Genomic DNA, 18,429 nt, shown 5'->3' with positions numbered 1-18,429 from the left:
AGGCTGAGCCGCATGGGGAATGTCGAGTACGACAGGCGCCTGCATCAGGTGTACTCCACAGGCCGCCGGCTGGCACCGGAGGCGCTCGACACGTGGATGGCGGCGCTCGCCCGGCATCTGCCGCCGGAGCGCCCGCTGGCCTGGCTCGACCTCGGGTCGGGGACCGGCCGGCTGACGCCCGCACTGGCCGGGGCGTTCGGCGGGCCCGTGCACGGCGTGGAGCCGTCGGACCGGATGCGGGCCCAGGCGCCCGCGCACCCGGCCGTCACCTACGCCAAGGGGTCGGCCGAGGCGATCCCGCTGCCGGACGCGGCCTGCGACGCGGCCCTGCTGTTCTTCGTCTGGCACCACGTGCGCGACCGGGCGGCCGCGGTGCGGGAGCTGTGGCGGGTGGTGCGGCCCGGCGGGACGCTGTTCGTGCAGGTCAACTGCGCCGACCGGATGCCCGACACGTGGTGGTTCCGGGTCGTGCCGCGGTGGCTGGAGGCCGACCGGGCCCAGTTCCCGACCCGGGCCGAGGTGGAGGGCGACTTCACCCGCGGCGGCTGGGCGCTCGCCGCCCGCGACCGGGTGACCTGGATGCGGGCGGCGAGCCTGGCCGCCGACTACGAGCGGCTCCGGCTGCGGGCCGTCTCCGTCTTCGAGCTCATGGACGAGGCCACTATCGCGGCCGGGTTCGCCCGGATCGAGGCGGCGCTGCCGGCGCTCGACGCGGGACCGCAATACGAGACGAACGAGCTGCTGGTGTTCCGCAAGCCTCGGGACCGGTAGCCGAGGGCCACCACATCCACCGGCCCACGTCGAGGGTGAGCGCGGTGACCAGGACCGAGCGGACGACAAGGGTGTCGAGCAGCACCCCGAACGCCACCGCGAAGCCGAGCTCGGCTGCGAACACCAGCGGCAGCGAGGCCATCGCCGCGAAGGTGCCCGCGAGGACCAGGCCGGCCGAGGTGATCACGCCGCCGGTCGCGGCCAGGCCCCGCAGCGCGCCCTCCCGGGTGCCGTGCCGGCCCGACTCCTCGCGGACCCGGGTCACCAGGAAGATGTTGTAGTCGATGCCCAGGGCGACCAGGAACACGAACACCAGCAGCGGGAACGACGCCTCGGCCCCGGCGAACCCGAACAGGTGGTTGAACACCAGGCTGCTGACCCCGAGCGCGGCGCCGAACGACAGCACGACGGTGGCCATGAGCAGCAGCGGCGCCACGACCGCCCGCAGCAGCAGAGCCAGGATGAGCAGGACCACGGCCAGGACGACCGGGATGACGACCCGGGCGTCGCGGGCCGCCGCCTCCTGCGTGTCGAGGGTGACGGCGCTCGAGCCGCCCACCTGCGCGGCGCCGCCGACCGCGGCCCGGACGCGCTCGACGGTGCGCATCGCGGCCGTGCTGCCGGGCGGGTCGGCCAGCTCGGCGAGCAGGAGTGCGTCGCCGTCCTTGACAAGCGGCGGGGCGACGGCGGCGATCCCGGGCACCGCGGCGACGAGCGCGCGGACCCGCTCGGCGGTGCCCGCGCCGGTGGCGACGTACACCGGGTCGCCCGCACCGGCCGGGAAGTGCCGGGCCTGGATCTCCTCCCCCACCGCCAGCTGCGGCCGGTCCGTGAACTGGTCCACATTGGACAGACCGTCGGCCCGCAGCCCGAACAGCCCCAGGGCCAGCGCGCCCAGGCCGAGCGCGGTGGCGATCCACACGGTGCGCGGGCGGCGGGCGATCGACGAGCCCGTCCGCGACCAGAAGGCGCCCGCGCGCACCCGCAGCGACGGCCAGAAGATCCAGCGGCCGCACGCAACGAGCAGCGCCGGCATCAGCGTGAGCATGGCCAGGAGGCCGACGAGGACCCCGACCGCGCAGGCCGGGCCCATCCCGGCGGTCGAGTTGAGCGACGCGAGCATCAGCAGGAGCAGGCTGACCGCGACGGTGGCCGCGCTCGCCACGATCGCCGGGCCCGAGCGCCGCAGCGCCTCCGCCATGGCCACGTGGCGATCGTCGTGGCGGGCCAACTCCTCCCGGTAGCGGGAGATGAGCAGGAGCGCGTAGTCGGTGGCGGCGCCGAAGACGAGTACCACCAGGATGAAGCTCGTCTGCTTGTTGACGGTGAGCCCGGCGTGCTCCGCCAGGAGGTAGATCAGCGCCTCCGCCCCGGCCAGCGCGCCCCCGGCGGTGAGCAGTGGGAGCAGCGGCAGGAGCGGGCTCTTGTACGTCAGCAGCAGGATCGCCACCACGACGAGCGCGGTGATCGTGGTCAGGCTCCCGGCCTCGCTGAACGCCTTGATGGAGTCGGACGCGTAGCCGGCCGGGCCCGCGACGTGCAGCCCGAGGCCGTCCGCGTCGGCCCGCCCGACCGCGGTGATGGCGTCGACGACCGCGCCGATGCCCTCCCAGCCGGATCTGTCCCGGTGCACCTGCACCACGGTCTGGATCGCCGCGCCGTCCTCGGACTCGACCGGGCCCTGGGCGGTACCCACGACGCCTGGCAGTTTGGCGAACGCCTCGGCGTCGGCCCGCGCCTTGGCGAGGTCGGCGCCGGTCACGCCGCCGGGCCGGTCGTAGACGACGATCGCGGGCACCGTGTCGGCCGGCTGGAAGCGGGCGGCCCGCTCGTAGACGGCCGTCGACTCGGCGCCGGCGGGCAGCCAGGCCGCGTTGTCGTTCTCCTCGGCCGCACCGAGGCGCCCGGCGAGCACGGCGGCGGGAATCAGCAGCAGGACCCACACGGCGATGACGACCCACTTCGTTCGCCGGCCGGCCACGAACTCAGCCCACATGGCTCAGCTTCTCCGTGTTGGCGACGACGTAGATGCCGGCGACCCGGTCCCGCTCGGGCGTCAGGTCCAGCACGACGACGGCGTAGGGCGTGTCGCCGAGGAGCAGCAGCGCCGACGGGTCGCCGTTGGTGCGCCGATACACGACCCGCAAGGCGTCGCCGGGCCGGGTGTGCAGGGCGACGATGAGCCGGGCCACCTTGTCGACGCCCTGCATCGGGCGCCGGCCGCCGTTGCCCTGGCCGCCGCTGTCGCCCCACAGGGTGACGTCGGGCGCGAGGATCTCCATCAGCCGGTCGAGGTCGCCGCCGAGCGCGGCGGCCAGGAAGCGCTCGGTCACCTGCTGCTGCACCTGCGGGTCGGGCTCGTAGCGGGGGCGGCGGGCCTGGACGTGCTCCCGGGCCCGGTGCGCGACCTGGCGCACGGACGCGGCGGTGCGGTCGAGGATCTCGGCGATCTCGGTGTGCGGGTAGCCGAAGACCTCGTGCAGCACGAACACGGCCCGCTCCAGCGGCGTCAGCGTCTCCAGGACGACGAGCAGCGCCATGGACACCGACTCGGCCCGCACGGCGGCGTCCGGGGCGTCGACGATCGGCTCCGGCAGCCACGGGCCGATGTAGGTCTCCTGACGCCTGCTGATGGCGGCCCGCTGGCCCAGTGCCCGGTTGACCGCCATCCGCACCAGGTAGGCCCGGGGGTGCTCCACCGGCTCGCCGGTGCGGCGGGTCCAGGCGAGCCACGTCTCCTGCAGCACGTCCTCGGTGTCGGCGACGGTGCCGAGGATGTTGTACACGACCGAGAACAACAGCTCGCGATGTTCGCTGAACTCGTCTGGCATCGGTGACCTCCCGTGACGGTTGCCCCCTTGAGAGCCGGGCCGCCCCGGAAGTGTGACGCCGAGCCGCGCCGTGTGACAGGCCTCACGCCCGGATCGGCTGCACACGCACGAGCACGCCGCACCGCTCGGGTGGGGAGGTGGCCCGGCCGATCGGGTGACCGGCCGGGCCCCCGGCCGCAGGCTAGGTCACGACGATATTGATGCCCACGTACTGCGTGAGCGTGTGGCCGTTGCCGCTGGTGTCCCCCGTGAACGTGGCGACCGACGTCTGGCAGCCGCCCTCCAGCGGATTGTCGGTGTGACTGCCGCAGTAGGAGTTCAGGCGGTCGGTGGTCACCAGGACGTACTGGTGCCCGGCGATGAGACCGGAGAACGTGACTGTGGGCGGGCTCTGGCCCGGGCAGCCGCCCGCGACCCAGGCCGGCGCGACCGAGCCCTTGTCGGTGAAGCCGCCGCCGGCCGAGCGGTCCTGCAGGAAGACCTCCAGCGGGTGCTGGTCCGGCGCGCAGTTGACCACCTTGACGGTGCCGATGCCGGTGAACTGGGTCGGCGGCGGGTTCTGCATCGGCGGGGTCGAGCCGTCGCCGACCTGGTACCAGTTCAGGTCGATGCCCCACGTCTCGCCGCCGTTGACCAGGTACGCCTGGGCGGTGCGGTTCCAGATCGCCCCGCCGCCGGACAGGGCGGTGCCGGCCCGGGACTCCTCGCCGCTGCCGCCGCCGATGACGTACCACTCGTACACCGGCTCGCTCGTCAGCTCCAGGTCCACGCCGAACTGGCGGTGGCTGTACCGCAGGTAGCCGTGCGAGCCCAGCCGCAGCGCGAGGGCCTGGCCCTTCATCAGCTGCGGGCCGCCCTGCGCCTCGAACGTCCACGCGTCGGCGTTGCCCCAGCCCAGGTTCTCGCCGAAGGTGCGCTCCTGCCACACCACGTCGGAGCCGGTCTTCGTGTTGTGCAGCTCGCCGGTGCCGCCGTTGACGGTGCTGAAGCCCGACCACTGCTGGGCGACGGTGCTGACCGCCTGCGGGAACCGGCCGCCGTCCGGGCGCACCCCGCACTGCTCGGCGGTCGCGGCGAAGTCGTCGTGGGTGTACGCCACGAACCGGTAGCACTGCCCGCTCAGGTCGGCGGTGTCGGTCCAGTCGTACGTGTCGCCGGTGCCGGCCGCGTTCGTCGTCGCGGTGTTGTGGGCCACCGCCCAGCGGCCCCGGTTGTCGCGCCGCTGCACCTGGAAGCCGGCCTCGTTGGTGGAGCGGTCGGTCAGGCGGGTGCCGACGCCCTGGGCCCCGACCTGCAGGGCACCGGCAGAAGGCGCGGCGACGGTACTTCCGGACGGCGCGACCGTCTCATCGAACTGCGGCCAGCTCCAGGCCCCGCCCACGCCCGACCGGGTGGTGTGGAAGAACCCCTGCTGCCGGTTCACCCCGAGCACTTCGACGGCGCCGGCGGCGTTGGTCTGCGCGCCGACCGAGACGAGCTGGCCGCTCGCGAGCTGCCAGCCGTTCCAGCCGGCCCGCTGGTTGGGCCCGGTCTGCCAGTTCTCCCAGATGCTGTCCCACATGTTCGTCCCGATCAGCTCCAGCCGCCCGTCGCCCTGGCGGGCCATGGCGATGGAGGTCAGCCCGCCCGGGATCGCGCTGAACTCGGTCCAGCCGGAGCCGGTCGACCAGCGCTGGAGGATGGCGCCGTCGGGGCGCAGGCCGACGAGCTCGATCGTGCCGTCGGCGTCGGTGCCGGCGGCCAGCGCGACGAGCGACGAGCTGCCCATCGACGTCCAGGCGGTCCAGTAGTCGGGGTTGCCGGCCTGGCCCTGCACCGACTGCCAGAGCTGCCCGGCCGGCGTGGACCCGAACACGTGCAGCCTGCCCGCGCCGTCGCGGGTCACGGCCAGGGTCAGCATGGTGTCGGTGCCCGGCTGCCAGCTCGGGAACTGCTGCCAGTCCGACCACGTGCCGGCCCCGGCGACGAGCTGGTAGCGGTACCAGGGCGTGCCCTGCGCGCTGACCCCGAACACCTCGACCCGCCCGTCGGAGCCGGTCTCGGCGGCGATCGAGTTGAGGCTGCCGTCGAACGGCGTCCAGGCCGAGACGCCGCCGGCCGCGGTCTGCGACCGGTGCGTGAGTGCGCCGCTGCTCTGGGTCCGGAAGTACTCCATCCGCCCGTCGCCGTTGCGCGCGACAGCGACCGCTGACTGGCGCGGCGCGACGACAGTCACCGACGTACTGCCGACGGTCTTCGGCACCTGGCCGGGAATCGTGACCGACAGGTTCCAGGTGGCCGTGCCGAACGCGATGGGCGCGTTGACCGTCATCGAGCCGGTGGAGCCGAGGTTGGCCTGGCCGTCGGAGCCCGGGCCGTAGACGTGGACGTAGGCCATGCACTGGCTCGGCACGTCAGCGGTGTAGTTGAGGGTGAGGAAGGCGCCGGCGCCGACGGTGGCCGCCGGGGTGGTCAGCCGGCCCCCGGAGTTCACGTAGCACCAGCCGCTGCTGCCCGGCGGATACGTCGGCGGGTTCGGGTCGTTGGGGTCGGGCGGCACGATGATCGCGCGGGCCGGGACCGAGCCGACCAGGATGAGCAGGGCGCCGGCCAGGATCACGGCAAGGGCCCGGCGCACGGTTCGGGTCATCATGCCCGCACGGCGTTCCATCGCGTGCCACGCGGTTGACGGTGCTGACATGATGGCGGGACTGTGGAACTTCGCCTGCTGACCTTCAACGCGCTCTTCAAGGGCGACGTCCGGCCGCGCATCGAGGCCATCGCGGCGCGCCTGGAGGAGTCCGACTACGACGTCGTGTGCCTCCAGGAGGTCATGGCCGCGGGGATGGCCCGGCTGCTCGGGCGCCTCGCGCTGTCGTTCCCGCACCGGCGGTACACCGGCGGCGGGCTCGTCAAAGGCGGCCTCGTCCTGCTGTCGCGCCGGCCCATCGCCGGGCACCGGTTCGTCAGGTATCCGCTCACCCGGCCGCTGCGGCCCGAGCTGCTGATGCGCAAGGGCGCCCAGGTCGCCGTCCTGCACACCGCGGCCGGGCCGTTCGCCGTGGTCAACACCCACCTCTCGGCCAACCGGGACGACGACTGGACGCCGGACAACCGCTACACCGCGGTGGCCCGCACGGAGCTCGCGGCCCTGACCCGGGCGCTGTCGGCGATCGATCCGGGGATACCGCTCGTCGTCACCGGCGATCTGAACCTCCCCCGTGACGCGCAGGCTCTGGCCGAGTTCTGCGCCACCGCCGGGCTGCGCGACGCCATGGCCGGCGACGACCGCCCGACGTACCGCCCGACGACGGGCTGGCCGCACCCGCCCGCCTTCGACCACGTGCTGCTGCGCGGCGAGCGGCTCACCGCCGAGTGCCGGCTGGTCTTCACCGACGACCGGGTGACGCTGCCCGACGGCCGCGCCGTGTACCTCTCCGACCACTACGGCGTGGCGGCGACGCTGCGGGTTTGACCTTCACCCCGGGTGAAGGTGCAGGGTGAGTGGGTGGACACGAGCGGCCTGCTGACCATCGGATCGTTCGCCCGGCTGAGCTGGCTCTCACCGCGGGCGCTGCGCCTCTACGAGCAGCAGGGCCTGCTGGTGCCGGCGATCGTCGACGAGCGGACCGGCTACCGGTGGTATCGCCCCGGGCAGCTGGACACGGCCCGCCTGGTGGCCCGCCTGCGCCGCCTCGACATGCCGCTGGCCCGCATCACCGCGATCGTCACGGCCGGCCGGGCCGAGGCCGTGGCCCTGCTCGACGAGTACTGGACCGATGAGGAGTACCGGGTGGCGGCCCGGCGGGAGCTCGTGAGCCACCTGCGGATCCGCCTGCTCGGCGACGAAGGGAGCCTGCACATGTACGACATCCAGGTGCGCGACGTGCCGGAGCAGCTGGTGCTGACCGAGCAGCGGCACGTCCGCGTCCAGGACCTGCCGCAGTGGATCGACGAGAGCATCGCCCGGCTGCTGAAGGCGGCGGCCGGGCACGGCGACGGCCTGGCCGGCCCGTGCTTCATCGTCTACCACGGCGAGGTCAACGAGGAGTCCGACGGTCCGGTGGAGATCTGCCTGCCGATCACCCCGGACCCGGCCGGCCCGCCCGAGGCCGCGTCCCGCATCGAGCCCGCGCACCGCGAGGCGTACACCCGCATCACGAAGGCCCAGGTCGCCTTCCCCCAGATCCTCTCGGCCTACGACGCCGTGGCCGCCTGGACCGACCGCGAGCCGGTGACCCGCCTCGGCTCCCCGCGCGAGGTGTACTTCGCCGACTTCGCCGCGGCCGCCCCCGACGAGCTCTGCTGCGACATCGCCCAGCCGATCGAGTAGGGACGGTTGCCGGCCGGGCGCTGTGCGAGGATCTCCGGGTCACCCGCGCAGCGCCCACCCGGCCCCGCGGGCGCGATCCCGGCCACGCGCGCCACGAGTGCTAATGTCCCGGTTTCGGCGGATTTGCCAGCGGGAAGCGGGGCCGGGCGCGTGGTGTCGCAGCGCAAGATCTACGACGAGCGGTACGCCGGCTCCTCGTACGACACGCGCTCGGCCGTGCGCGTGCTCCCCGCCGAGACGGAGGCCCTCGAGGCCGCCGCCGCCCGGGCGATCGCCGCGAGCGACAGCGCCGCCGCCGTGTCGCTGCTCGACTTCGGGTACGGCACCGGGCGGGTCACCAACGAGTTCGCGCTCGCCTTCCCGGCCCGGTTCGGCAAGCACGCGCGCAGCCTCACGGTCGTCGCCTACGACGTCTCCGCCGTCGGGCTGCGCAAGGCGGCGGCCACCCTGACCGCCGAGCACGGGTTCACGCCGCGGCGGGCGCTGCGCTGGCACGACGACAAGGACTCCGGCTACATCGCCGGCACCCTCGCGCGGTCCTCCCGCGGCGTCGACGTGTCGGTGGTCTTCGTGCACGGGCACGAGCGCGAGCCTGTCGCGTCGGTGGCCGGCCTCCTGCGCGACGCCAACGCCCGCACCCCGTATCTGCTCACCACGTCGTGGTACAGCGGCCTCGGCCACGTGCCGGGCCACGACCGGCGGCGCGCGTACGTCCGCATGCTGGCCGCCACGACCGCCGACCGCGGCGAACTCCTCCTCGCCGTCGCGACCACCGGCGACCTGGTCGACGCCCAGCGGACCTGGGCCGAGCGCCTGGCCCGCGGTGAGGTCGGCCGCCACCCGGTCCGGACCGCCGGCGACGTGATGTACCGGACGGAGCTGCACCAGCTCAACTACTGGCACCTCTTCGCCACCGACCTCGACGACCTGCTCCAGGACGTCTGCGGACCCCACCACCACGCCCGGATCGAGGCCATCCGCCTCCCCGACCCGGAGTTCACCTCGACCGCCGAGGCGCAGGCGAACCACGACCGGGTCCGCGCCTTCAACGACACCGTGGCCGGCCGCGCCTGGACCGCCGCCGACTACGCCGAGGTCCACACCGCCGTCGCCATCCGCTCGTACCGCCCCTAGCCCTCCCGCGGAACACCCCTGTCCGCCTCCCGCCGGCCGCCGTCCGAGCAGGCGACGGCGAGGGGTGGATGAACGTTTCACGGTGCGCCTGTACGACGCTGCGTCGTACTTGACACCATCGATGTGAGCGATAACACTCGGGGCCAGCGCAACGTCCCGCTGCCACGGGATGCCTGGTCATCACCGCCCTATGTGGTGGCCAGGCCAAATTGTTAGCGTTCACACCCCACTGCGAGAGGCCAACCACATGCGCCTGAAATCGTGGCGGACGACCCTGGCCGGCGCCGCCATCGCCGTGCTCGGCGTCGCCACCGCCGTCGCCCTGCCCGGGACCGCCCAAGCGGCCGGCACGCTGCCCTGTGACATCTACGCCGGCGGCGGGACCCCCTGCGTGGCCGCGCACAGCACCACCCGCGCACTGTTCGGGTCCTACAACGGCGCGCTGTACCAGGTGCGGCGCTGGTCGGACGGGGCAACGGCGAACATCGGCGTGCTCAGCGCCGGCGGCTACGCCAACGCGGCGGCGCAGGACTCGTTCTGCTCCGGCACCTACTGCACCATCGTGCGGATCTACGACCAGACCGCGCGCCACAACGACCTGACCATCGCCCCCGGCGGCGGCGCCAACCCGACCGGCGACCAGGGCGCCAACGCGGCCGCGCTGCCGGTGAGTGCAGGCGGGCACAAGGTCTACGGCGTGTACATCTCGGCCGGCAACGGGTATCGCAACAACGCCACCAACGGCGTCGCGACCGGCAGCCAGCCCGAGGGCATGTACATGGTCACCGAGGGCACGCACGTCAACGACCGCTGCTGCTTCGACTACGGCAACGCCGAGACCAACAACAACGACACCGGCAACGGTGACATGGACGCCATCTACTTCGGCAACCTGTGCTGGTTCTCCCCCTGCGCGTCGGGCCCGCGCGTGGCGGCCGACCTGGAGAACGGGCTCTTCGCCGGCGGCAACGGCTCCAACACCGCCAACACCGGGCGCAACAGCGCATTCGTGACGGCGATGCTGAAGAACAACGGCACGACGACGTACGCCATCAAGGACGGCAACGCGCAGTCCGGCGGCCTCAAGACGCAGTACAACGGCGGCCTGCCCACCCAGTCCGGGTACCGGCCGATGACCAAGCAGGGCGCGATCATCCTCGGCATCGGCGGCGACAACAGCAACGGCTCCGTCGGGTCGTTCTTCGAGGGCGTGATGACGAGCGGGTACCCGTCCGACGCGACGGAGAACTCGGTGCAGGCCAACATCGTCTCGGTCGGCTACAGCAAGAGCGTCTCGTTCCCGGCCAACGGCGGCGTGTACCGCCTCACGAACCTGGCGAGCGGCAAGGTCCTCGACGCCGTCAACTGCGGCACGGCCAACGGCACCGGCCTGCAGATGTGGGACAACCTGAACAACGCCTGCCAGCAGTGGCGGTTCAACAACGTCGGCCCCAACAAGTGGACGATCACCAACGTCAACGCCGGCAAGGTCGTGGACGCGGTCAACTGCGGGCTGGCCCTGGGCACGGCGACGAACCTGTGGCAGTCCCTGGGCAACACGTGCCAGCAGTGGGCCGTCATCCCGGCCGGCAACGGCCGCTACGAGCTCGTCGTCGAGAACAGCGGCATGGTCCTCGACGACCAGAACTGCGGCACCGCGAACGGCACCAAGGTCCAGATGTGGATGTGGCTGAACAACACCTGCCAGCTCTGGTCCTTCTCCTCCTAACGAGGGACTGTCTCGCGGCCGGACGTCTGAAAGCGTCCGGCCGCGGGGTGGGTAGCATGGGGCGCGACCGCCACGGTGGCGACCATGCGCCGGGCCCGACGTTTCCACAGTCTGCCCGGCCCGGACCGGGAGACTCATGAACGCCGAATCGACTGCATTCCGTGCCGCGCTGGAGGCCGTCCGGGCCGTCGAGCCGCGCATCGCCGACGCGATCGCGAAGGAGCTCACCGACCAGCGCGAGTCGCTGAAGCTCATCGCCAGCGAGAACTACGCCTCGCCCGCGGTGCTGCTCGCGATGGGCAACTGGCTGTCGGACAAGTACGCGGAGGGCACGATCGGCCGGCGCTTCTACGCCGGCTGTCAGAATGTCGACACGGTCGAGGCCGTCGCCGTCGAGCACGCGAAGGCCCTGTTCGGCGCCCCCTACGCGTACGTGCAGCCGCACTCCGGCATCGACGCCAACCTCGTGGCGTACTGGGCGATTCTCGCCGACCGGGTCGAGGTACCCCACCTCGCGAAGTTCGGCAAGCGGCAGGTCAACGACCTCACCGACGCCGAGTGGGCCGAGCTGCGGGCGGCGTTCGGCAACCAGCGGATGCTCGGCATGTCGCTCGACGCGGGCGGCCACCTCACCCACGGGTTCCGGCCCAACATCTCCGGCAAGATGTTCGACCAGCGCTCCTACGGCGTCGACCCGGGCACCGGCCAGATCGACTACGCCGCGCTGCGCGAGACGGCCCGCGAGTTCAAGCCGCTCGTGATCGTCGGCGGCTACTCGGCGTACCCCCGGAAGGTCAACTTCGCCACCCTGCGCGAGATCGCCGACGAGGTGGGCGCGACCTTCATGGTCGACATGGCGCACTTCGCGGGCCTCGTCGCGGGCAAGGTCTTCACCGGCGACTTCAACCCGGTCCCGCACGCCCACATCGTGACCACCACGACGCACAAGAGCCTGCGCGGCCCGCGCGGCGGTGCCGTGCTCGCCCAGCCGGAGCTGGCCGACCAGGTCGACCGCGGCTGCCCGATGGTCCTCGGCGGCCCCCTGTCGCACGTCATGGCGGCCAAGGCCGTCGCGTTCGCCGAGGCCCGGCAGCCGGAGTTCGCCGACTACGCGCAGCGCATCGTCGACAACGCCCAGGCGCTCGCCGACGGCCTGCTGAGCCGCGGTGTGCAGCTGGTGTCCGGCGGCACCGAGAACCACCTCGTCCTGCTCGACGTGCACCCGTTCGGCCTCACCGGTCGCCAGGCCGAGCAGGCGCTGCTCGACTCCGGCGTGGTGACCAACCGCAACGCCGTGCCGAACGACCCGAACGGGGCCTGGTACACGTCGGGCATCCGCATCGGCACGCCCGCCCTGACCACCCGCGGCCTGGGCACCGCCGAGATGGACCAGATCGCCGAGCTGATCCACACCGTCCTGACGGGCACCTCCCCGGACGCGGGGTCGAAGGCGAAGTACCAGCTCGACCCGGCCCTCGCCGACCGGGTGAGCAAGCAGGCGACGGAGCTGCTCGCGCCGTTCCCGCTGTACCCGTCGGTCGATCTGGGCTAGAGCGCTCGCACAAGCGTCTCCGCAGGCGGTGAGGAGGAGGTGGCCGGGCCGGCCGCCTCCTCCTCGTCGTTGGCGTGGCCGGTCACCCCATCGGGCCGGGCCGCCGGCTGCCTCCACCGCGGATGACGCTGTGCACGAAGTGAGCAATGGGGCGAATGCCGCGAACCACCGACGGGCCCGGCAGAAAATGCTCTCATCTGGTGCGAAACGTACATAGAGACCAACCTGCAGAACGCAGACAGCGAAATACCGTCAGGATTTTCACGCCAGGTGATTGCCGACGGCGGGCGTCTACCGCACCCTGGAGTCCGAGGGGGCGGTCAGCATGGCAGTGCACGCCGAGAAGCCCGGCCCGACCCGGGCCGTCCACCACCCTGGTCCACGCGCGATCGTGACCAGCGACTACATCGAGAGCGCCGAGGGGCACTTCCGCTTCGACGACCTCGACGTGATCGATCGGGTGTTCGTCAACGCCTATCCGGCTTCGCACATGGCGCTGTTCACCGGCGTCGTGGAGCTGCTGCTGGGCGCCGCGCTGGCGGCCGCGAGCGAGGGGTCGCTCGCGCTGCTGGGGTCCGGCTGCATCGCGGGGCTGGGCATGGCCGCGGCCGTGCTCTACGACGGGCGGCAGAATCCGCGCTGGATGGCGCTGCGGGCGCTGCGCAACGGCCGGGAGATCCTGGTCTTCCAGAGCCGCGACCAGTCCGAGTTCGGCGCGGTCCGCCGGGCCGTCATCCGAGCCGTGGAGGCCAACCGCGGGCGGCGCCTCTGACCCGCGCTCAGACGGCCATCGAGTCGCGCGCCGCCCGGATCATCTCCAGGGCGTCCTCACCGGTGCGCCCGTAGTCGAGCAGGTCCTGCATGATCGCGCGGTAGAGCGCTGTCACGGACTTCTCCGTCGCGAGGTCATCAGTGCCGCCCGCCGCCTCGAAAAAAATCACGTCACCGTGGTCGTGGGGGGCGAACTGCAGGAGCTCGAAGTTGCCGCCGACGCCGGAGTTGTGCTCCAGCCCGAGCGGCACCACGGCGAAGGTGTAGACCTCCGGCTGCTCCGCGAGCGTCAGGATGTGGTCGAGCTGGCGGCGCATCGTGTCCCGCCCGCCGACCGGCCGCCGCAGGATCGACTCGTCGAGGACGGCCACGATCCGCGGCGCATTCGGCTTCGCGAGCCGCTGCTGGAACGCCTCCTGCCGGTCCATCCGCAGCTTCACCCGGACGCCGACTTCCCGGTCGTCCGGGCTGCGGCGCATCGCCAGTGCGGTGATGGCGTGCGCATACTCCTCGGTCTGCACCAGTGCGGGCACGAACTGTATTTGCCACACATTGATGGTTGTAGCTTCGAATTCGTACGCCACAAACCGCTGGAAATCGCCGGCCAAACCGTGTTTGCTGTACCACTGCCGCGACCGGGACGCCTGGGAAAGCCTGGTCAGCGACCCCACCATCTGCTCGTCGTCGACGCCGTAGAACTGCAGCAGGACCCGCACTTCGAGCGGCTGGACGGTGACCTCGCCCTTCTCGATCCGGGCGAGCTTCGAGGGTGACCAGCCGGTATGGGCGATGACGTCGGCCGCCGTGAGCTCGCTGGCCTCGCGGAACTCCTTCAGGCGGACCCGCACGACTTCCCGCGCGATGGCGGGCCCGACCTCGGCGGGCGCGGACGTTCCCGACGATTCCGGTGTGGTCAACGAAATCCCCACCCTGCCTTTTCCGATCTGCAGAACGCAGAAAGCCGAACGTACCATGCCTCCGCGATTCGACCTACGTCATTCCGGCCGCCCGTCAGGTACCGTGAGTGATCGGTCGGCTCCGATGAAGTGGCCATTGGTGCGCTCGGCGCGTGCGCGGGTTGCGGGAGACAACAGTGATGGATCGAAAAGCACTCACGTGGCGGAAGAGCTCGAAGAGCAGTGCGGGCGCCTGTGTCGAGGTGGCGGTCGAGGGCGAATCGGCGTTCGTGCGCGACTCACGCGATCCGGACGGCCCGGTGCTGACGTTTTCCGTCGCGGCCTTCCGCGCCTTTGTCACAGGCCTCAGGAAAGCGAACGGCTGAGCGACTCCAGGAAGTCCCGCGGGTCGGCCACGACGGCGCCGGACGCCATCAGCGCCTCCACGCCGGCCTGACGCTCCCGCGCGCCACCCGGCTCGCCCTCCACGAACTCGTCCGCGTGCGCGCTCTCGAAGAACACCATCGCCGTGCCGTCCGCGTGCTCGTGCACCTCATACGACCCGCCGAGGCCCGGGTAGGCCCCCGCGGTGAACGGCACGATCCCGAGATGGACGGTGTCGAACTCGGCCATGAGCCGCAGGTGGTCGATCTGCTCGCGCATGGTCTTGTCGCCGCCGACCCGGCGGCGCAGGGCGCTCTCGTCGAACACGGCCCACAGGTGCGGCCGCTGCGGGCCCTCGAGCCGCTTGCGGAACGCCTCGGTCCGCCGCAAGCGCGCCTGCACCCGCTCGATCAGCCCGGGGTCGTCCGCCGCGATCCCGGCGATGCCGCCGATGATCGCCGCCGAGTAGGAGGCGACCTGGAGCAGGGCCGGCAGGACGCCCAGCTGGTTCACGTGGACCCGGGCCGACTCCCGCTCGAACTCCACGAACCGCTCGAAAGCCCCCCAGCCGCGCACCATCGAGCCACTCACCCCTTCAACCGTAGTCTCTTCGCATCAGTCTGGCTGCAAAACGCAAACTCATGGATTTGTACCATTTCACAGCCCTCGCCGGCCGCCAAGCCCCTATTGGTGCCCTCAAGAAAGCCGTTCATCCGTGCAACCGAACAGCGGTCAGGGGCGCACCTAGGTGGCAGGGAGGTGCGATGCCGCAGGGCGAGAGCGACGACCAGAGGCAGTTTCGCGAATACTTCACGGCCCGGCACGACGCCGTCCGGCGTACTGCATACGTGCTGTGCGGGGACTGGCACTGGGCCGACGACCTGACCCAGAACGCCTTCATCCGGCTCGCCGCCGGCTGGCGCCGGGTCCGCGACCGCGAGGCGCTCGACGGCTTCGTCCGCACGTGTCTGGTGCGGGCGTACCTGTCGGACGTGAAGCGGGTCTGGCGCCGGCGCGAGCGCAGCGTGGCCGAGCCGCCCGACGTGGCCGGGCCGGGCAGCGCGACCGATCGGGCCGATGGGCGGATGACGTTCGAGGCGGCGCTGCGGACGCTGCCGCCGCGCCAGCGGGTCGTGCTGCTGTGCCGCTACTACCAGGACCTCGACGTCGCCGAGACAGCGGCGACACTGGGCTGCTCGCAGGGCACTGTCAAGAGCCAGGCCGCCCGTGGGCTGGCCAAGCTGCGCGACCTTCTCGGCGAGCGCGATGACGACGACAGCAGGACGACGACGATGCTTGGAGGGCGGTCGTGAGCCGGATGCGCGCGGGGTTCGAGCAGGTGGCCGGGCAGGCGGCGCCACCGACGCGGCTGTCGGCCGACGGTGTGTACGCGGAGGCGCTGCGGCGGCGGCGCGCGAACCGGACCCGGCTGGGCGCGGGAGTCGCGACACTGCTGGCGGCCGGTGTGGGGCTCAGCCTGCTCACCGGCGGCGTGCCGGCGCCGTGGCCCGTCGGCCAGCCGGGCGCCGGCGGCCGGCCGCTGCTCTCGGTCATGGCCGGCGACGCGGAGCACCTGTTCGTGACCGTCGAGGGCTGCCCGGGGCCGGCTTTCGAGCCCGACCACTGCGGCCCGGGGCTCTTCGGCTCGGACGACGGCGGCCGGACCTGGACGGAGCGCCAGGACGTGGTCATCGGCCAGGTCAGCGTGCCGGTTCCCGGTGTCGTCTTCTGGCAGCATCCCCAGGAGGGCAGCAGCATCAGCCAGGACGGCGGCCTGACCTGGCGCGACATCCAGCCGATGCATCCCGCGATCGCTGAGGTACCGCACAACGGCTGGGTGACCGCCGACTGTCCCGCGAGCCCGAGCGCCTGCCGCCTGGTCGCCTACGACCCGGCGAGCTTCACCTCGTTTCCGCTGGGCGCCGGCCCGGCACTGATCGGCCTCAAGATCCTGCCGGTCCCGGCCGAGTCCGGCATCTGGATCACCGGCCGGGAGCGGCTCGGCGAGCACCGCCCGGTCGTCGCCGTGAGCCGGGACCGGGGCCGGCGCTGGGCCGTCCACACCTTCACCGACGCCGGCGACCCCACCTACGGGGTGACGGCGGCCAGCACCGACGGCGTCACCGGCTACGCGATGCTCGGCCCGCAGGCGTACCGCACCATCGACGCCGGCGACACCTGGCAGCGCACCGACCGGCTCGACACGCTCCCCGACCCCACCGGCGAGTCGTTCGTCGCGGCCGACGGCAGCCACGTGGTGCCGACCGGGCCCGGGTCGTGGTACTCCAGCCGTGACGGCAACGACTACCAGCTGACGCGGCTCGACGGCGTCCGGCCGCCCGTGCACGTGATCGCCCCCGGCCTGTACGTGGCGTCCGACCGCACCGCCGTCCACCGCTCCACCGACGGCCTGCACTGGACCCGCATCCCGGTGACCATCCCGCGGTGAGCGGGCCCTGCGCTAGACCGGCACCGGGTGTCCGCCGGTGGCGGCCGAGCGGTACAGGGCCTCCACCGCGGCGACCGCCTGGCGCGCCTCGGCCAGGGTGGCGGTCGGCTCGCCGCGCAGGATCGCCTCGTACTGGCGGCGGAACGAGGCCGTGTACTCGGCGTCGCCGTCGACGCTGAGCACGCGCCGCCCGTCGACGCTCAGCGACCCGGGGCCGATGCTCAGCGTCCCGCGCTCGCACACGATCGTCGTCTCGTGGAAGAACTCGGGCGTGTCCAGCAGCGTCAGGTGGGCCTGGAGGCCGCCGGCCAGGTGCAGCGTCGCCGCGGCGGCGGTCTCCACCGTCCAGCCGGCCGGGACGGCGACAGCGCCGGCCACCGCGTCGATCGCGGCGCCGAGCAGCCAGGCCGCCCGGTCGATGCTGTGCACGCCGACGAGCATCGCGATGCCGCCGCCGGCCCGGCCGCGGTCGGTGAACCAGGCCGGCCGGTCCGGGCGGCGGTAGTCGGTCGACCGGCGCTCCACGTACAGCAGCGGGGCGCCGAGTGCGGGCAGCTCGTCGCGGGCCGCCCGCACCTGGGCGAAGAACCGCCCCTGCTGGCCCACGTGCAGCCGGTCACCGGCGGCGGCGATCATCCGGTCGCAGGCGGCCGCGGTCGTCGCCATCGGCTTCTCGACCAGGACCTGCCGCCCCGCCGCGGCCGCGCGCAGGGTCAGGTCCTCGTGGTCGGCGTGCGGCACCGCGAGCACGACGAGGTCGGCGTCGTCGAGCAGGTCGTCGAGGCCGGCGACGGCCCGGGCGCCGTGGCGCCCGGCGAGCGCGGCGGCCCGGGCCGGGTCACGGTCGGCGACGGCGGTGAGCGTGAGGCCCGGCACCTGGGCCGCGGCCGCCGCGTGCCGCCCGGCCACCTCGCCCGCGCCGACGATCCCGAGCCTCATGAGCTCGGCGGGACTTCCGTGTGCAGGATCGCGTCGCGGTGGCTGATCCCCGGCCCGACGAGGGTGAGCTTGAAGTCGCCGGCCCGGCCCGGCGTCCTGACGGTCCGCCGGTGCCCGGCCGGGATGGTGAGCCCCGGCGAGCGCAGCTCCGACGGCCCCGGGGCGCCCGAGTCGCAGTCGCCGCTGAGCCCGAGGCAGACGGTGACCGGCTCGCCGGTGGTGTTGTAGAGCGAGAACCGTCCGTCGGTGTCGGTGCCGTACCAGGTGTCGCCGAACCCGTCGGCCACGATCTGCGCCTCGACCCGCGGCATGTAGAGCCCGAGCAGCAGCATCGCGGCGATCGTCACGAGCGCGCCGGCGCTGAACCAGGACGCGCCCGCATCCGCCCACCAGGCGCGCGCGGCCAGCACGACCGCCGCCAGCCCCAGCACACCCACCACGACCAACACGGTATGCACCCGCTCGGGCGTGCGGTAGGGCCCGGCCCCGTCGTCCGGCGGCACGAGCGCGCTCCACCGCACCGCGCACCCGCAGAACACGACCACCACCGCCAGGCCGGCCACCATCGCCAGCCAGTCCTCGACCAGGAAGTCCCCGCCCCGTGACTGCGCCACGGCCCCAACTTAGCGATCGACGTCAACCCTCGCCCGCCGGGCCGGAC

Annotated in this window: 17 protein-coding genes; 10 read left to right on the top strand and 7 right to left on the bottom strand. The window is 72.6% G+C overall.

Going from position 1 to position 18,429, the window contains the following annotated elements:
* Window positions 1-12: 12 nt before the first annotated feature.
* Window positions 13-771 (top strand): class I SAM-dependent methyltransferase, encoded by a 759-nt coding sequence (locus tag Dvina_RS14185; protein ID WP_223102944.1) that lies wholly within the window; start codon window positions 13-15, stop codon window positions 769-771.
* Here Dvina_RS14185 and Dvina_RS14180 read toward each other — a convergent pair.
* The 3 genes from Dvina_RS14180 to Dvina_RS14170 form a co-directional block, all read right to left on the bottom strand.
* Entirely contained in the window at window positions 662-2,767 is a 2,106-nt protein-coding gene (locus Dvina_RS14180; protein ID WP_223102943.1) for an MMPL family transporter, read from the bottom strand. The two genes, Dvina_RS14185 and Dvina_RS14180, sit on opposite strands and share 110 nt — an antisense overlap.
* Complete coding sequence (gene sigJ / locus Dvina_RS14175; RefSeq protein ID WP_223102942.1) at window positions 2,757-3,602, bottom strand: RNA polymerase sigma factor SigJ; 846 nt, start codon at window positions 3,600-3,602, stop codon at window positions 2,757-2,759. Before sigJ ends, Dvina_RS14180 begins: the two co-directional genes overlap by 11 nt.
* A 181-nt stretch (window positions 3,603-3,783) precedes the next feature.
* Window positions 3,784-6,234, bottom strand: coding sequence for a PLL family lectin (locus Dvina_RS14170; protein ID WP_223102941.1), 2,451 nt, complete (start codon window positions 6,232-6,234; stop codon window positions 3,784-3,786).
* A 60-nt stretch (window positions 6,235-6,294) separates the two neighbouring features.
* On the opposite strand from Dvina_RS14170, the gene Dvina_RS14165 reads away from it, so the two are divergent.
* The 6 genes from Dvina_RS14165 (at window position 6,295) to Dvina_RS14140 (ending at window position 13,101) form a co-directional block, all read left to right on the top strand.
* On the top strand, window positions 6,295-7,056 hold the full coding sequence (locus tag Dvina_RS14165; RefSeq protein ID WP_223102940.1) for an endonuclease/exonuclease/phosphatase family protein: 762 nt from the start codon (window positions 6,295-6,297) through the stop codon (window positions 7,054-7,056).
* A 33-nt stretch (window positions 7,057-7,089) separates the two neighbouring features.
* Window positions 7,090-7,914: a MerR family transcriptional regulator gene (locus tag Dvina_RS14160; RefSeq protein WP_223102939.1), complete on the top strand. Its 825-nt coding sequence runs from the start codon at window positions 7,090-7,092 to the stop codon at window positions 7,912-7,914.
* 150 nt (window positions 7,915-8,064) lie between these two features.
* Window positions 8,065-9,048, top strand: coding sequence for a hypothetical protein (locus tag Dvina_RS14155; RefSeq protein WP_223102938.1), 984 nt, complete (start codon window positions 8,065-8,067; stop codon window positions 9,046-9,048).
* Between the two features lie 247 nt (window positions 9,049-9,295).
* Window positions 9,296-10,777 carry an arabinofuranosidase catalytic domain-containing protein gene (locus Dvina_RS14150; protein WP_223102937.1) on the top strand — a complete coding sequence of 494 codons (1,482 nt, stop codon included), beginning with the start codon at window positions 9,296-9,298 and terminating at the stop codon, window positions 10,775-10,777.
* 136 nt (window positions 10,778-10,913) lie between these two features.
* Window positions 10,914-12,329, top strand: coding sequence for a glycine hydroxymethyltransferase (locus Dvina_RS14145; protein ID WP_223102936.1), 1,416 nt, complete (start codon window positions 10,914-10,916; stop codon window positions 12,327-12,329).
* Window positions 12,330-12,654: 325 nt separating this feature from the next.
* Window positions 12,655-13,101, top strand: coding sequence for a DUF6232 family protein (locus tag Dvina_RS14140; RefSeq protein WP_223102935.1), 447 nt, complete (start codon window positions 12,655-12,657; stop codon window positions 13,099-13,101).
* A 7-nt stretch (window positions 13,102-13,108) separates the two neighbouring features.
* Here the strand turns inward: Dvina_RS14140 and Dvina_RS14135 are convergent, their stop codons facing one another.
* On the bottom strand, window positions 13,109-14,017 hold the full coding sequence (locus Dvina_RS14135; RefSeq protein WP_223102934.1) for a helix-turn-helix domain-containing protein: 909 nt from the start codon (window positions 14,015-14,017) through the stop codon (window positions 13,109-13,111).
* Between the two features lie 179 nt (window positions 14,018-14,196).
* On the opposite strand from Dvina_RS14135, the gene Dvina_RS14130 reads away from it, so the two are divergent.
* Window positions 14,197-14,382, top strand: coding sequence for a DUF397 domain-containing protein (locus Dvina_RS14130; protein WP_223105524.1), 186 nt, complete (start codon window positions 14,197-14,199; stop codon window positions 14,380-14,382).
* Here Dvina_RS14130 and Dvina_RS14125 read toward each other — a convergent pair.
* Window positions 14,363-14,971, bottom strand: coding sequence for a DUF5753 domain-containing protein (locus Dvina_RS14125; protein ID WP_223102933.1), 609 nt, complete (start codon window positions 14,969-14,971; stop codon window positions 14,363-14,365). The genes Dvina_RS14130 and Dvina_RS14125 overlap by 20 nt on opposite strands.
* A gap of 173 nt (window positions 14,972-15,144) precedes the next feature.
* Here Dvina_RS14125 and Dvina_RS14120 point away from each other — a divergent pair, with 173 nt between their 5' ends.
* Both Dvina_RS14120 and Dvina_RS14115 read left to right on the top strand, forming a co-directional pair.
* Window positions 15,145-15,693: a SigE family RNA polymerase sigma factor gene (locus Dvina_RS14120; RefSeq protein ID WP_223102932.1), complete on the top strand. Its 549-nt coding sequence runs from the start codon at window positions 15,145-15,147 to the stop codon at window positions 15,691-15,693.
* Window positions 15,690-16,829 (top strand): sialidase/neuraminidase family protein, encoded by a 1,140-nt coding sequence (locus Dvina_RS14115; RefSeq protein WP_223102931.1) that lies wholly within the window; start codon window positions 15,690-15,692, stop codon window positions 16,827-16,829. Before Dvina_RS14120 ends, Dvina_RS14115 begins: the two co-directional genes overlap by 4 nt.
* Window positions 16,830-16,841: 12 nt before the next feature.
* On the opposite strand, the gene Dvina_RS14110 is transcribed toward Dvina_RS14115, so the two are convergent.
* Both Dvina_RS14110 and Dvina_RS14105 read right to left on the bottom strand, forming a co-directional pair.
* A complete protein-coding gene (locus tag Dvina_RS14110) occupies window positions 16,842-17,768 on the bottom strand; it encodes a Gfo/Idh/MocA family protein (RefSeq protein WP_223102930.1) in 927 nt (308 codons plus the stop codon).
* Window positions 17,765-18,382 carry a hypothetical protein gene (locus Dvina_RS14105; protein ID WP_223102929.1) on the bottom strand — a complete coding sequence of 206 codons (618 nt, stop codon included), beginning with the start codon at window positions 18,380-18,382 and terminating at the stop codon, window positions 17,765-17,767. Before Dvina_RS14105 ends, Dvina_RS14110 begins: the two co-directional genes overlap by 4 nt.
* Window positions 18,383-18,429 lie beyond the last annotated feature (47 nt).

It is taken from the genome of Dactylosporangium vinaceum (assembly GCF_019904175.1).
Lineage (GTDB): Bacteria > Actinomycetota > Actinomycetes > Mycobacteriales > Micromonosporaceae > Dactylosporangium > Dactylosporangium vinaceum.
This window is presented reverse-complemented; position numbering and strand designations above follow the sequence as displayed.

Bases quoted from the DNA above. Each gene is read 5' to 3' on its own strand.
- Dvina_RS14170 (WP_223102941.1), bottom strand. From the start codon at position 6,234: ATGATGACCCGAACCGTGCGCCGGGCCCTTGCCGTGATCCTGGCCGGC.
- Dvina_RS14130 (WP_223105524.1), top strand. From the start codon at position 14,197: ATGGATCGAAAAGCACTCACGTGGCGGAAGAGCTCGAAGAGCAGTGCG.
- Dvina_RS14180 (WP_223102943.1), bottom strand. From the start codon at position 2,767: ATGTGGGCTGAGTTCGTGGCCGGCCGGCGAACGAAGTGGGTCGTCATC.
- Dvina_RS14185 (WP_223102944.1), top strand. From the start codon at position 13: ATGGGGAATGTCGAGTACGACAGGCGCCTGCATCAGGTGTACTCCACA.
- Dvina_RS14145 (WP_223102936.1), top strand. From the start codon at position 10,914: ATGAACGCCGAATCGACTGCATTCCGTGCCGCGCTGGAGGCCGTCCGG.
- Dvina_RS14140 (WP_223102935.1), top strand. From the start codon at position 12,655: ATGGCAGTGCACGCCGAGAAGCCCGGCCCGACCCGGGCCGTCCACCAC.
- sigJ (WP_223102942.1), bottom strand. From the start codon at position 3,602: ATGCCAGACGAGTTCAGCGAACATCGCGAGCTGTTGTTCTCGGTCGTG.
- Dvina_RS14110 (WP_223102930.1), bottom strand. From the start codon at position 17,768: ATGAGGCTCGGGATCGTCGGCGCGGGCGAGGTGGCCGGGCGGCACGCG.
- Dvina_RS14120 (WP_223102932.1), top strand. From the start codon at position 15,145: ATGCCGCAGGGCGAGAGCGACGACCAGAGGCAGTTTCGCGAATACTTC.
- Dvina_RS14150 (WP_223102937.1), top strand. From the start codon at position 9,296: ATGCGCCTGAAATCGTGGCGGACGACCCTGGCCGGCGCCGCCATCGCC.